This window comes from Pseudoalteromonas sp. OF5H-5 (assembly GCF_021530695.1).
Lineage (GTDB): Bacteria > Pseudomonadota > Gammaproteobacteria > Enterobacterales > Alteromonadaceae > Pseudoalteromonas.
On the sequence record NZ_JAKGBF010000016.1, the window covers coordinates 90,425 to 102,834 of the forward strand.

Here is a 12,410-nt window from a genome sequence, read left to right on the forward strand (position 1 = left end):
CTAAAGCGAACAACAATTACCTTAGTTCAACGATATCAACCGGAGCGCAGTAGTGAAAATATCCGTGGTAGAAAATCCTGAGCAACAATTTGTCGATTTTTTAAGTAGTAAAATTAGCGAGTTTAACTGGGCTAATTGGGAGGTCACAGAGCGTCTTCCATTGGCGGTTGAAGTAAAGGGTGAGTCTGGAGAGGTTGTTGCAGGTGCAGCCGCGCGTACTTTTGGCAACTGGTTGTTGCTTGATACTTTGTGGGTTTCTGAGACACTAAGGGGTCAAAATATCGGCTCACAGATACTAGAAAGCCTAGAAGCGGCAGCCAAACAAAGAGGGTGCGTGAAATGCTTACTCGATACCTTAAATTTTCAGGCAATGCCATTTTATGAAAAGCATGGCTATGAGACCCAATGGATCCAAGAACATTACCCTAAAGATGGCTGTAAGTATTTTATGGTAAAGGTGTTATAACAAGTTTAGTGGGTAAGAGTACTTACCCACAATGGCGCATTAATACGGATTTGGACAAGTTCGAACCTGAAAGTGTGTAAACCAAGGACAGCCTTGATCGAACTTGCTTTCTGGGTATAAAGGTGGATTGCCAGCACCTGCAATATTTGGGGTTTGCGCCATTGGTAAGTCTTGTAAATCTTTTGAAAGGGACTTAATCGCCTTTTTGTTTAATTTAAGTTTCATACTTGTTTCCTTGTGTTAACTTCATTGTTTATCTTATCGAGAAAAGTGGAGAGTGCAAGGGGGATGGGTATTTTATTTATAGGAAGCATATATTGATGAAAAATGTAGAAAACACTGAGCAGTTGGCTGCGGTAAATCAAAAGGTAGTAAGAGAAGGTGAGTGCTTACCATCGGTACAATTAAAAGATGGTAGTAGAGTGCAAACGGGTACAGTAGCAACTATGTTGCATAACATTGACCTTTACAATGCTGGTGAGCGAGGACAAGTAGAGGACGAGCTAAAGCTTGCAATCCCAACGCTGTGTAAAATCGGTCTATTTGAGCTGTTTACTGTGGAAGAATGGTTGAGTGGAGATAATCCTGGCCGTCGATACGTGGGTGAATGTGCCAAGGCATTTCTAAGTAATAACGTTAGCTAAACTTCAGAGGCCTCATAGTGCTCTTAAATCGATACAGTTTTTAATTCAATTGCGATTATAAGACGCTCAGCTATTGAGCGCACGCGTGGGATTACCTACAATACAGCATGCTTAAATAATTGAAGAAAAACGATGACAGATTCAATCGAAAAACCAGCACTACCAGATAGACTTTCTATCAATCCTCGAAGCCCACATTATGCTAAAGAAATACTAGAGCACCACATTGGCATTCGTTTTAATGGAAAAGAACGTACCGATGTTGAAGAGTATTGCATTAGTGAAGGCTGGATCAAAGTCGCTGCGCCAAAAGCGCTAGATCGCCGAGGTCAGCCTTTGCTAATTAAATCAAAAGGAACGGTTGAAGCTTACTATTGCTAAGCGCTGTGACGATGCACCAATCTGCTCAGGGGTAAATTGGTGCGCTTTGTTTAAGCTACTGTAATATTCCCATCTCGATTGCTAATAGCACCGCACGGGTTCTATCCCTCACACCCAGTTTAGAAAGTAAATTGGAGACGTGATTTTTGATTGTGCCTTCTGACTTGTGTAAGGCTTCGGCTATTTCCTTGTTGGAATAACCATTTGCAACCAGTCTCAATACCTCTATTTCTCGTACGCTAAGCGTCTCTGTGGCTTTGAACTCAGAAAAATCATTGTCGAGTTTTGGTGCATACTTTAATAGGGTTTCTGTAATTGCCGGCTGAAAGTAGGTTTCACCATTGAGGATGGTTTTCATTGCATTCACCAACGAATCCAGAGCGATATCTTTAAGTACAAAGCCTTTGGCTCCATTACTTAAGCTGTCCAGAACGAGTTTGGGGTCATCAAAGGTTGTTAGCACTAATACTGGGATCGTTATACCGCGACTATTTAGCTGCTTCAAAGTAGCGATACCGTTCATAATTGGCATCGATAGATCCAGTAGAATAATATCAGGTGAAACCTCTGATAGCCCATCAAGTAACGTCTGACCATTGTCGTACTGGGCAATCACTTCAACTTCTTCGTTAAATTGTAATAAAGTGACAATGCCTTCTCTTACGAGTTTCTGGTCGTCAACCACGACTACTTTCATCAATATCGTCCTTACTGTGGAGTTAACGGGAGTTCAATTTTATAGTGTAGGGCACGATTGTGCTCATAGAGATGCAAGTGGCCACCACACTCAGATACGCGTTCAGACATCCCCGTTAAACCATTCCCTTTTTGCCATTGTTCAGTGATATAGCCATCATCATGCATATTGACGAAAAGCTTTTCTTCATCTTCCGTCATTACAATCCAAAATTGCTTCGCATGACTGTGTCTTAGGCTGTTGGTTATTGCTTCTTGAACACAGCGCAGCAGCACTTGTGCTATATGGCTATCGTCAACAGCAATATGTTGTGGAATGGTTGCATGCACTTTTAGCTCAGGAGTATGTTGGAGTAGTAAGGTAAGCGATTGATGAAAATCAATATCTCTGTGCTGTCTGAGCATATCCACGGCATCTCTTACATCATTGAGTAGTAACTTAGCTACGCTTTGACATTCTAGGATTTGCTGCTGTGCTGGTGCGTCGGCAGTCATTCTTTGCGCTATTTGCAACTTAATACTGAGTGCCGTGAGGTGATGACCTAACAGATCGTGTAAGTCCCGCGCGATGCGGGTGCGCTCAGAGTGCTTCGACAGCTCAGAAAGCAAGTGTTGTGTGGATTGCAACTGAGCATGTTGATTTTGTAGCTCAACCCTAGCTTGCTGTTCTCGTTGATGGGTGGTGGCTAATAGCAAGGCGAATAAGTGAAACAAGCCATATAGTAATCCCTCAATCCAAAGTAGATGCTGTTGCTTTACACTCTGCATTGTAAACCAGGCCAATACGATGATGAGGGTGAAGCAAGCTGATACGCGAATGGGGAGCAAATAAGCGACAACGGCAACCCAGATAATGGTAAGAATGGATAGGTATCCAAATTGCAGGATCCAGCCACAGGCAAAGGCTGAAAATAGCATGAGGACTAGGGCAAGCCATCGTAATTTGTGTTGACATTGCTCGCAGGTGCCAATGAGATAGCCAAGCGCATAGAAACAGAAAAAGCTGCTAAAGAGAGATACTTCGGGCGCTTCAGGGTGTTGACTCGTTATGTATACTGAGATAGCTAAAAGGGCAGCCCATGTGATCAGCGCTAGTAAATCTCTCATATCTCGATTTGCGATTAATGTGCTGAATGCCAACGCTTATGTCCTCTTGCCGTTTTCTTCACTAAGTATGACAAAGTAACAAGGTTGTGCCTATAGGCCAAAAGTCATGGTTTTACATCATGACGTCTGGGACAGGCACTCCAAATGTAGTGACGTTAAGCTAAAGACCAAAATCGTAAAAGAGAAATTGTTATGCTTATTGTTCATCAGTTTGCTTTGTATTTGCACATAATTATTGGTGCTATTGCGCTAATTGTATTTTGGGTTCCAGTCGTGACCGTAAAAGGCAGCCCACAGCATAGACTATGGGGAAAAATATTTACTTGGTGTATGTGGCTAGTTTCCGTCAGTGGCATTGTCATGTGCCTAATTGTGATCTACGACCCATTGGCGATCCGTTACCCCTCTCAACACATTGATCAGGCGCTAGGGCAACAGCTGGTATTGAAGCAACGTCAATTAAGTGAATTTTTACTGATGCTGTCAGTATTGGTGTTGGCAAATATTCGTCATTCGAGCTTGGTTTTAGCGGCTAAACAGCACCGAGAGCGATTAAGAAGCGGGTCTCATTTATTGCTGATTGGGCTCTTAGCGGCAACGGGTGGACGAGTGTTGTACACAGCGCTTACATTTGGCAGTACGCTCTATCTAATATTTTCACTTATTGTGTTCTCTACCGTCGCTACTATGTTGTTCTACATATTTAAACCAACACTCAAGCCACGAGAGTGGGTGCTGGAGCATATGAGTACCATTTTAGGCGCTGGGATTGCAGTATATACGGCATTTTTTGCGGTGGGTGGACGTCATTGGTTAGCGCAGCTAATGCCTGGGGCTTGGCAGCTAGTACCATGGTTGTTACCCGCTGTGGTTGGCACCTTGGGCATCCTGTTTTACAAAAAACAGCTTAATCACCGTCAAGCAAGGGGGAGCAAATAATGTTTCGGATGAATAAAGTACTTTGCTTAATGATGATACTAGTGGTAACTCCAAAAGTGTTTGCGATGCCGAATATTACCGATGCATTGAAGCATGCCAAAATACTATTTGAGCAACAGGCGATAGTGGATGCTGAGCAAGCTTTTCTGGCGCTGCAAGAAACGCATCCAAATGAGTCGTTCTATTATCTTGGCAGAGTTAAGTTGGTGTCGAATCAATTTGATGAAGCAGAAGAGTACCTTGAAAAAGCACTGCGTCTCGAGCCCAACAGTGCGGATGAGTATTATTGGTACGCCAAGGTAAATGCAGAGCAGATAAAGCATGCTTCTATATTTTCAAAACTGAGTTATGCCAGCAACACAGAAGATGCGTTTTTAGCGGCAATAGACAAAGACGCAACGCATATCAAAGCGCAGCAAGGGTTGTTCTATTTCTACCTTTCAGCACCAAGCATTGCAGGTGGCTCTGAGGCCAAGGCGGTGCGACAGATAAGGGCTATAGAAGCCTTATCTTCCCATGCCGCAATGAAACTATGGATCGACTTTTATTTGCAGACTGGCAATGATGAAGCGTTGATAACATATACTAACACCTTGCTCGAACGCAAAACTATTGATGAAACAGTGTTGTTTAAAGCTGGAATAGCGCTACAGAGTATCAAACATTACGATGGTGCATTTGCGTTTTTTAGAACTTTAATAGTAATTAAGGAAGCAAAGCATTACGCTGCGGGGCTTTACCAAATTGGTCGGACGGCGGTGTTTTCAGAGGTTAATGTAGACGAGGGGATCGCAGCATTACAAACGTATTTAACACTTGAGATCAGTACAGATGGTCCAGATAAAAACTGGGCACGGTTACGTTTAAGCCAGCTCTATATGCTCCAAGGAAATACCCTAGGTGCTAAAAAGTTAATCGGCAAATTAAAGTCAACGCGAATCAGCGACAAAGACCTAATCAAAGCGATTAGACAGCTGCGAATCTGAGTATTTAGTTCATTTGTTTTATTAGGATGGCAAACGTCGAGCAAGCTCGACGTTTTAGCGATTACTGAGCTGAAGTTAACCAGCTCAGAAATTGACGTGCTTCGCCGCCATTGGCGAATTGTGTGATTTTACGGCCTGTGCCGTCAGCAAAGATCACTTTAGATTTGTTCACCGAAATTGAGCTAATTGGTTGCTCAACACGGATCTCTGTTCCGTTATATGTATATGACATAATAAAACTCACTTTTATAATGCACAGCAAATTAGCTGATGCTTTTGATAGTAGATGAGCTTCATTACAGTTTAGCGAACAGAAGACACTGTCCTCGCAACGACCCGATATGGGTATGACAGCTTATACCAATTTTCTTAATTGGCTTGATTTTCGCCTGACTATATTAAGCTCTACTTGTATTTTTTTATGCGGACTTACTGGATCAAGGCAAGGAGGCATTACTTGAGGTTTGCTTTATTTTGAGAGGAAGTTAAAGCAAGGGAGGGATAATATAGAATTGCATTTTTTAAAGCAAGCTTTTTATGTCGGCAGAGCGATAAATACTCTCAACACTTAGCCAAATTAAAGCACCTAAGTTTGCCCCGAGGCTTTAAACCCCGAGACATAGCTGCCCTATTAGCACAGCGTTTGTTCGACTGACTGCTTGCCGTCAAATAGCTCGAACGTTAGATTCTGAGGATGTTGAGTGGCAAGGTAAACTAGCGCGTCTGCGACATTCTCTCGACTTATTACGGCGTCTTCTCTATTTGCTGGGCGTGAAGTGGAGAATCCTCCGGTTGCAGGCTCATTTTGTAACGCACCTGGTCGGACGATGGTGTAGTTTACAATACTTTTTTGTAGGTGTTGGTCAGCCATGTGTTTGGCTACTAAGTACGGTTTGATTTCACTTTCAATGTTATCAGGATCGTCGGCGCCAATAGAGCTGACCATTATAAAATGCTTAACGTTTGCTTTCACTGCATAGTCAATGGCTTTAATGGCGGCCCACAAATCAATAAGTAGGGTTTTATCCGCACCAGTCTCTCCACCAGAGCCTGCGCTAAATATTACCTGCTCGACGTTGTCAAAGGCTGAGCTAAAATCGCCTTCAAGGTCTTGCTCAATGATAGTAAGTTGCTCAGACTGAATATCAGCTAGCTTGCTTTTATTGCGCACTAACGCCACGACGTCATGGCCTTGTTCCAGCATTTTCTTTGTCGTCATTTTTCCAATTTGACCACTGGCACCAATGATTAAGGTCTTCATAGATAAACTCCTTTAAAGTGTTTGCTTAACTAAGACCTTGGGATCATGTCGCAGATTTAAACCCCTGTGGTGGAAATAGGTTACAAATAGCTTATTAATAGGCGAGTAATTGCTGGGATAATCTAAAGACGTGGTGGTCAGGGAAAAGTTGACCACCTTAGGGCGAGGGGAGAGTGACCTGTTACTTTGTTACTTTGCGAGCTCTAAAATTTCGGCCTTTCATTTTTCCTTCTGAGATTGTTTTAAGCGCCACGTTGGCAATACTACGCTCAACCGCAACGTATGAAGACATCGCAGTGACTTTGATTTTGCCGATTTGATCACCTTTTAACGCTTGATTTGAGGTCAGTGCACCTAAGATATCACCCGGTCTTAATTTCGCTTTCTTACCGCCGTCGATTTGAATGGTTACCATCGGCGCTCGGTTAATTTTGTTATTTAACACTTGGTCGCTTGGCAGGGTATTGGGCTCAATTGTCTTACCTAAATAGTCTTCGAGGGCATTTACTTTATGCGATTCTTTATAACTCATTAAAGAGCATGCCACGCCTTTATTGCCTGCACGTCCGGTTCTGCCAACGCGGTGAACATGCACTTCTGGGTCATGGGCGATATGGTAGTTGATCACCATATCTACATGGTCGACGTCGATACCCCGGGCTGCGACATCCGTTGCCAACAAAATGGTCACGCTCTTATTCGCAAAACGAACCAATGTGCGGTCACGGTCTTTTTGCTCTAAGTCACCGTGAAGTGCTGCTGCATCAAAACCTAGGCTATATAGGCTGTCGCATACGTTCTGGCATTCTACCTTGGTATTGCAGAAGATAACCGCTGAGCTTGGTTGAAATTGCATTAACAGCTTTTGTACCGCAGGCAATCTCGCATCGTTGTTGTCGACTTCATAGAAGTACTGTTCAATTGAGCTATCATCATGCGTTGCTTCAACCGTGACTTTGGCTGCACCTTTCATGATGTGCTGCGCGAGCTGCTCTATTTTTGGCGGGAAAGTTGCACTAAATAACAGGTTTTGGCGTGCTGTAGGACAGTGATCTATGATGCACTGCAGCGACTCTTCAAAACCCATCTCTAACATGCGATCCGCTTCATCCAGTACAAAGGTATTCACTTCATCTAGCGACAAACGGCCTTTGCGGAGGTGCTCTTCAATACGCCCTGGCGTACCCACAATGATGTGCGCACCGTGTTCAAGAGAGCCAATTTGTGGACCCATAGGTGCACCACCGCACAGCGCTAACACTTTGATGTTATGAACTGCACGGGCAAGCTTGCGAATTTCAGCCGCAACCTGATCGGCAAGCTCTCGAGTTGGGCATACCACAAGCGCCTGCACGCGAAAGCGTTTCACGTTTAAATTATGTAATAGTCCTAAAGAGAAAGCGGCGGTTTTACCTGAGCCCGTTTTACCTTGGCCAATGACATCTTTACCCGCCAAGATAAGCGGTAAGGTTTGTGCTTGAATGTCAGTCATGGTGTGATACCCCAATGACGCGAGGTTATCGAGTAAGGCGCTGGAAAGTGAGGTACTTGAAAAAAGTGGCTGAGTCAAAGTCGCTGTCTCTGTAGTTCTAAAACAGCAATTATAACATGGCTCGAACGGATAGCGCGTGTAAGGCCGTGATAAAATTTTTACCACGGCCAAGTGCGTTAAAAAATAATCTTAAACATTTCCCATGAACAGGGATAAGTGGCATTACAGCCTATGACGGTAGGATGCACATTGGCTCCCGCGCCACCATTACCTGCGGCTTGGATATAGTGACCATTGATTGACTTAAGCGCCACTTTATCGCCATTTTGGATCAAAGCACCGGGGTTATTCGGCAACTCAATCGTGAAGGTTTCCCAAATAGAAGCCACCGTTCGATTGGCATTTAACTCAGCGCCACCACCTTGCTCTGCAACAAAGTAATAGCCAGTGGCTGTTTGAATGTGGACGGTGTCGCCATCAAACAGGTTACCGCCGTTGACATCGATAAGATTAAACCGCTCCCAAGGGCCAATCGCAATACGATTGGCGTTTACTGTATTACCGCCATTGTTTTCTGCAACGAAGTAGTATTGTCCGCCGGTTTCAAACGACACATTAGTAAAAATCGTCGGGCCACATGGGGCTGTAGTGAAGGTTAAGTCTTCCCCTTGAATGGTGGTGCGAGGTGGCTTTGGATCTCCTCGAAAACGAAAATGATATTCGCTGCCGCAATCTAGGTTCGCTATTTGTGCGCTAACCGGGCCATTCACACCACCCGGTGTTGCGAGTACGCTGTAGCCGTAATTAGTAGTTGGGCCATAATCAAACGTTTCTCCACTTAAACCAATAGTAGAGGCGGAATAGCCGTTTAATTGAGCGGAGGTTTCTGTGATATTGCTCGCAGCTTGGGTCACATATTGCGTACCAGCGTGCGCTAAAAATGTACTACCAAACAATGTGAACAGTATCAATTTCAAGATATTCATTGTCTAGCTCCTTTGACTAAAAAAGCTGTTACGATTAACAGCCCTTTTAGCTTAGGAGAAGGAGTTGCAAATGCTATTACACCTACTTACACCATTAATTGCCAGAAGTGGGCTTCTGACGTGGTGTACGCTTTTCTCCAGCGTGTTGGCTCTTTGGCTTGTTTGCAGACGATGATGGACGGCGTCTACGGTTGCCATTGTTATTACCAGCAGGTTTACCGTTGCTACTTGGCTTATTGTTGCGAGGACCTGAATTTTGCTTAGGTTTGTTTTTCGGCTGAGCGGAAGGTGTTTGCTCAGCGTCTGTCGCCTTTGGCTTTTTAGGTTTCTTTGGCTTTTTCGGCTTGATTGGGCGTGTATCTAATTTTGACTCAGGTACGGCAAGTTGCGGCTCAAACCCTGGCTCCACTTTACGTGGCACCAGCTGTTGAATTAATCGTTCAATGCCAAATAAGTCGCTTGCGGTCTCTTGGGTAACAAACGAGATAGCTTCACCTGTCGCACCAGCGCGGCCTGTTCTGCCGATACGGTGAACATAATCTTCGTAAACATTTGGCAGGTCAAAGTTCACGACATGAGGCAGCTCTTGAATATCCAAGCCCCTTGCTACAATATCAGTGGCAACAAGTACACGCACTTCACCATTTTTAAAGCCAGCAAGGGCTTTCATGCGAGCGCTTTGGCTTTTATTACCATGGATTGCTGCGGCATTGATCTTGTCTTTTTCTAGATCCTTTACCAAGCGGTTGGCACCGTGTTTTGTGCGGGTGAATACCAACACTTGTTGCCAATTATGCGTTTGCACTAAATGCTTGAGTAAGTTGGTGCGTTTACTTTTGTCTACCGGGTACACCCACTGAGTCACGCTTTTTGCGGTGCTGTTTGCTGGTGCCACAGAAATCTCTACCGGATCATGAATTAGCCCTTTCGCCAAGGCTCTAATCTCTTCAGAGAATGTTGCAGAGAACATCAAGTTTTGTCTGCGGCTTGGCAATACTTTGATGATGCGTTTGATATCGTGAATAAAGCCCATATCTAGCATACGGTCGGCTTCATCCAATACCAGTACTTCAAGGTCATCAAATTTGACAGCATTCTGCTGGTAAAGGTCGAGTAATCGCCCAGGTGTTGCCACTAAAACATCAATGCCTTTACGCAGCTTCATCATTTGCGGATTGATCTTCACACCGCCGTAAACGACTTCAGAGCTGATAGGCAGGTGTTTACTGTAAAGCGCAACACTTTGCCATACTTGGTCAGCAAGCTCTCTGGTTGGTGTTAGAATTAACGCGCGTACATTATTCGCACGTGGTTTAGTACCGGCAATCAGCTTTTGCAACAAAGGTAATGTAAAGCCCGCTGTTTTGCCCGTTCCCGTTTGCGCTGCAGCCATCACGTCTCTACCTTCTAAAATGGCAGGAATGGCTTGTTCTTGAATGGGAGTCGGTTTGTCGTAACCTTGTTCGACAACGGCTTGATTTATTTCTGGGGCTAAACCTAGGTGGCTAAAGCTCATGATTTTGTACTCTGTATTGGGCGGCGGGCAAGAGTACAGTATTTACTCCGCTTAAGCAATTTCGCCGTGTTGTTAAATAGCCTCAGGTTAAATAACGATAGGCGGGTAGATAACAAGGCATAGCGTTAAAAGCAGAATGTAAACATCAGGATTACAATCAAAATAAGTGAAAGGAAACGTTCGTACTAGAGGTCTATTGATGGCATTAGTTATTCACGACCAGTTTGCTCTGTATCTGAGTCACTAATTTGGCAAACTGGATTAACTTAGGAGATGTATGGACTCCTCCCCCTTATCGGGAGAGTACGGTATAAAGATATTGCAAAACACTTTTACCAAATAAGGAGTCCATACATGACACAGTCTAATTTAATTGCTATCGACTTGGCAAAAAACATTTTCCAGGTGGAACAGCTGAAAGACAATAAACTCAAGTTTAATAGCCAAAGCAAAAAACAAGTAAAAAAGTGAAAGTAAAAACAAGAAAAACAAGTAGGAAAAATAAGTGACATATATGGACGCTCAGCTGCAGTCAAGTAATACTCATCCAACAAGGTTGTTTTAACAGCCTTGTTGCTTCTTTTATTTATCTCTCATTTACTATTTGTATGTATTGATAAACAGTCACTTTGAGTCACCCTAAATAAGGTGCTGCTCTGACATATATTCGGGCTTAACTGAATTTCAGCGCCCCTAATGAGTTTCGAACCTAGTCACCCAAAAAGTAGAATACGCCCACGCGGCATTGAATGCCTTGCCTATGAAAAACAAGTTGAAAAACAAGTGATGAAAAACAAGTGAAAAACAAGTGACACCCACTACTATTTGCATCAAAAACAGAAAACAAGAAAGAATAAATCAATAAGAATAAATCAATGACACCCATCACTATAAATCGGCTGCATGTTTGACTAGCCTTAATTATCAATTGCTGCAGGAGTAGGCTTTCTACTCTTTTTATTAAGAGGTTTTATGAATAATACAGAAACACAATCAATCGAAAGTATCTGGCAAGAGCAGCTTTCAGGTTATGGCTGTGATCCCGATTTAGCTTATGCCAAAAATACGTTTTTTAACCAGTCTAACGAGTCTATTTCAGCAGCATTTTCTCGCAGCGTAATTGAAAGGGCAAATGAACTAAGAGTTATGCCTAATGTGTTATTTAATAAGTACTTTTACTTCTTCATTGACTTCCTAATGAACACAGATCATGAACCATTCGACGCTTCTGAGGTAGCGAGCTGTTTTGCATCCCTTCTCAAAGAGAAGCTGGATTCAAACTCTATTGCTAGCTCAGAACTCGTCAGGCAATCCAAAGGCGCGGTGGACTATTTAACGCGTAACACTATTTTTTTTAATGAGGATGCGGATATCTACGGTGATCTAGAAGCAAAGTTGAAGGCTTTAAAAAGCCAGTTAAAGACTTATCAAATTTAGGCTGCATCTGAGGTTAAAAATAGTGGTCAGATTGAGTTGGCCAATGAAAAGCTAATAAATAGATAAAAGAAATAAGTGACATCCATCACTATTAATATCCAAGCTGAGGAAGTGAAGTAAAAAAGTATAAAAATACTTCAACCACTTTGGTCAAAAACGTTTATAGATAGGCTAATTTTTAGCGCTCAGGCGTATCTATTCAACAAAACAGGTTTATCGCGCACGACAAGGCGCTGTAAATACAACAGTAAGAAATTCTAGAGTTGAAAAGCTTGCTCTGCTAAGCCAACAAACGCTCGCAGTTTGTTAGGTTTGCCCGCCGTCTTTTTTGCAGTGTTTCACAGTAAGCGGTTATTGTCCGCTCTCGACCAGCTGCACCGTGGAATACCTGTGAAAATTGCGTGGTGAGTTTTATCCAGTTCTCTGGTTCTATATTTAATCGAGTGAGAATGACTTGTGCTTCGTTTATATAACCGCGTTTATCGACCCGAATGCATTT

At 43.3% G+C, this 12,410-nt stretch carries 14 protein-coding genes and 1 pseudogene; 6 read left to right on the forward strand and 9 right to left on the reverse strand.

Annotated features, from left to right (window positions below):
- The first annotated feature begins 52 nt into the window (after positions 1-52).
- Positions 53-466, forward strand: coding sequence for a GNAT family N-acetyltransferase (locus L1271_RS20100; protein WP_029215910.1), 414 nt, complete (start codon positions 53-55; stop codon positions 464-466).
- 39 nt (positions 467-505) lie between these two features.
- Here L1271_RS20100 and L1271_RS20105 read toward each other — a convergent pair whose 3' ends face one another.
- A complete protein-coding gene (locus tag L1271_RS20105; protein WP_010607259.1) occupies positions 506-691 on the reverse strand; it encodes a hypothetical protein in 186 nt (61 codons plus the stop codon).
- Positions 692-786: 95 nt separating this feature from the next.
- Between L1271_RS20105 and L1271_RS20110 the strand changes: the two genes are divergently transcribed.
- Both L1271_RS20110 and L1271_RS20115 read left to right on the forward strand, forming a co-directional pair.
- Complete coding sequence (locus tag L1271_RS20110) at positions 787-1,110, forward strand: DUF7709 family protein (protein ID WP_010607258.1); 324 nt, start codon at positions 787-789, stop codon at positions 1,108-1,110.
- Positions 1,111-1,242: 132 nt separating this feature from the next.
- Entirely contained in the window at positions 1,243-1,491 is a 249-nt protein-coding gene (locus L1271_RS20115) for a DUF3297 family protein (RefSeq protein ID WP_102056316.1), read from the forward strand.
- 55 nt (positions 1,492-1,546) lie between these two features.
- Here L1271_RS20115 and L1271_RS20120 read toward each other — a convergent pair whose 3' ends face one another.
- Positions 1,547-2,188, reverse strand: a complete 642-nt coding sequence (locus L1271_RS20120) for a response regulator (RefSeq protein ID WP_010607256.1) — start codon at positions 2,186-2,188, stop codon at positions 1,547-1,549.
- Between the two features lie 11 nt (positions 2,189-2,199).
- A complete protein-coding gene (locus L1271_RS20125) occupies positions 2,200-3,294 on the reverse strand; it encodes a sensor histidine kinase (RefSeq protein WP_235368645.1) in 1,095 nt (364 codons plus the stop codon).
- Between the two features lie 192 nt (positions 3,295-3,486).
- Here L1271_RS20125 and L1271_RS20130 point away from each other — a divergent pair, with 192 nt between their 5' ends.
- Both L1271_RS20130 and L1271_RS20135 read left to right on the forward strand, forming a co-directional pair.
- Positions 3,487-4,233, forward strand: a complete 747-nt coding sequence (locus tag L1271_RS20130) for a hypothetical protein (protein WP_130164663.1) — start codon at positions 3,487-3,489, stop codon at positions 4,231-4,233.
- On the forward strand, positions 4,233-5,219 hold the full coding sequence (locus L1271_RS20135) for a tetratricopeptide repeat protein (protein WP_235368646.1): 987 nt from the start codon (positions 4,233-4,235) through the stop codon (positions 5,217-5,219). The genes L1271_RS20130 and L1271_RS20135 overlap by 1 nt, the downstream gene beginning before the upstream one ends.
- A gap of 61 nt (positions 5,220-5,280) precedes the next feature.
- Here the strand turns inward: L1271_RS20135 and L1271_RS20140 are convergent, their stop codons facing one another.
- The 5 genes from L1271_RS20140 to L1271_RS20160 all read right to left on the reverse strand — a co-directional run bounded on the left by L1271_RS20140 (position 5,281) and on the right by L1271_RS20160 (position 10,474).
- Positions 5,281-5,451, reverse strand: a complete 171-nt coding sequence (locus tag L1271_RS20140; RefSeq protein ID WP_010607252.1) for a hypothetical protein — start codon at positions 5,449-5,451, stop codon at positions 5,281-5,283.
- A 399-nt stretch (positions 5,452-5,850) separates the two neighbouring features.
- The gene (locus L1271_RS20145; RefSeq protein WP_102056320.1) at positions 5,851-6,480 is read right to left on the reverse strand and encodes an SDR family oxidoreductase; all 630 of its coding nucleotides are present in this window, start codon (positions 6,478-6,480) and stop codon (positions 5,851-5,853) included.
- Between the two features lie 181 nt (positions 6,481-6,661).
- The gene (dbpA, locus tag L1271_RS20150) at positions 6,662-8,050 is read right to left on the reverse strand and encodes an ATP-dependent RNA helicase DbpA (RefSeq protein ID WP_102056321.1); all 1,389 of its coding nucleotides are present in this window, start codon (positions 8,048-8,050) and stop codon (positions 6,662-6,664) included.
- A gap of 98 nt (positions 8,051-8,148) precedes the next feature.
- Positions 8,149-8,958 (reverse strand): fascin domain-containing protein, encoded by an 810-nt coding sequence (locus L1271_RS20155; RefSeq protein WP_102056322.1) that lies wholly within the window; start codon positions 8,956-8,958, stop codon positions 8,149-8,151.
- 94 nt (positions 8,959-9,052) lie between these two features.
- Positions 9,053-10,474, reverse strand: coding sequence for a DEAD/DEAH box helicase (locus L1271_RS20160; protein ID WP_102056323.1), 1,422 nt, complete (start codon positions 10,472-10,474; stop codon positions 9,053-9,055).
- A gap of 972 nt (positions 10,475-11,446) precedes the next feature.
- On the opposite strand from L1271_RS20160, the gene L1271_RS20165 reads away from it, so the two are divergent.
- On the forward strand, positions 11,447-11,911 hold the full coding sequence (locus tag L1271_RS20165) for a hypothetical protein (protein ID WP_235368647.1): 465 nt from the start codon (positions 11,447-11,449) through the stop codon (positions 11,909-11,911).
- 280 nt (positions 11,912-12,191) lie between these two features.
- On the opposite strand, the pseudogene L1271_RS20170 reads toward L1271_RS20165, so the two are convergent.
- Positions 12,192-12,410, reverse strand: a pseudogene (locus L1271_RS20170) (DUF3164 family protein); the annotation flags it as partial.

What these genes read in the sequence shown, in the direction of transcription:
- L1271_RS20125 (WP_235368645.1), bottom strand. Translation starts at nt 3,294, where the DNA reads ATGAGAGATTTACTAGCGCTGATCACATGGGCTGCCCTTTTAGCTATC.
- L1271_RS20165 (WP_235368647.1), top strand. Translation starts at nt 11,447, where the DNA reads ATGAATAATACAGAAACACAATCAATCGAAAGTATCTGGCAAGAGCAG.
- L1271_RS20120 (WP_010607256.1), bottom strand. Translation starts at nt 2,188, where the DNA reads ATGAAAGTAGTCGTGGTTGACGACCAGAAACTCGTAAGAGAAGGCATT.
- L1271_RS20135 (WP_235368646.1), top strand. Translation starts at nt 4,233, where the DNA reads ATGTTTCGGATGAATAAAGTACTTTGCTTAATGATGATACTAGTGGTA.
- L1271_RS20145 (WP_102056320.1), bottom strand. Translation starts at nt 6,480, where the DNA reads ATGAAGACCTTAATCATTGGTGCCAGTGGTCAAATTGGAAAAATGACG.
- L1271_RS20115 (WP_102056316.1), top strand. Translation starts at nt 1,243, where the DNA reads ATGACAGATTCAATCGAAAAACCAGCACTACCAGATAGACTTTCTATC.
- L1271_RS20110 (WP_010607258.1), top strand. Translation starts at nt 787, where the DNA reads ATGAAAAATGTAGAAAACACTGAGCAGTTGGCTGCGGTAAATCAAAAG.
- L1271_RS20105 (WP_010607259.1), bottom strand. Translation starts at nt 691, where the DNA reads ATGAAACTTAAATTAAACAAAAAGGCGATTAAGTCCCTTTCAAAAGAT.
- L1271_RS20155 (WP_102056322.1), bottom strand. Translation starts at nt 8,958, where the DNA reads ATGAATATCTTGAAATTGATACTGTTCACATTGTTTGGTAGTACATTT.
- L1271_RS20160 (WP_102056323.1), bottom strand. Translation starts at nt 10,474, where the DNA reads ATGAGCTTTAGCCACCTAGGTTTAGCCCCAGAAATAAATCAAGCCGTT.
- L1271_RS20130 (WP_130164663.1), top strand. Translation starts at nt 3,487, where the DNA reads ATGCTTATTGTTCATCAGTTTGCTTTGTATTTGCACATAATTATTGGT.
- L1271_RS20140 (WP_010607252.1), bottom strand. Translation starts at nt 5,451, where the DNA reads ATGTCATATACATATAACGGAACAGAGATCCGTGTTGAGCAACCAATT.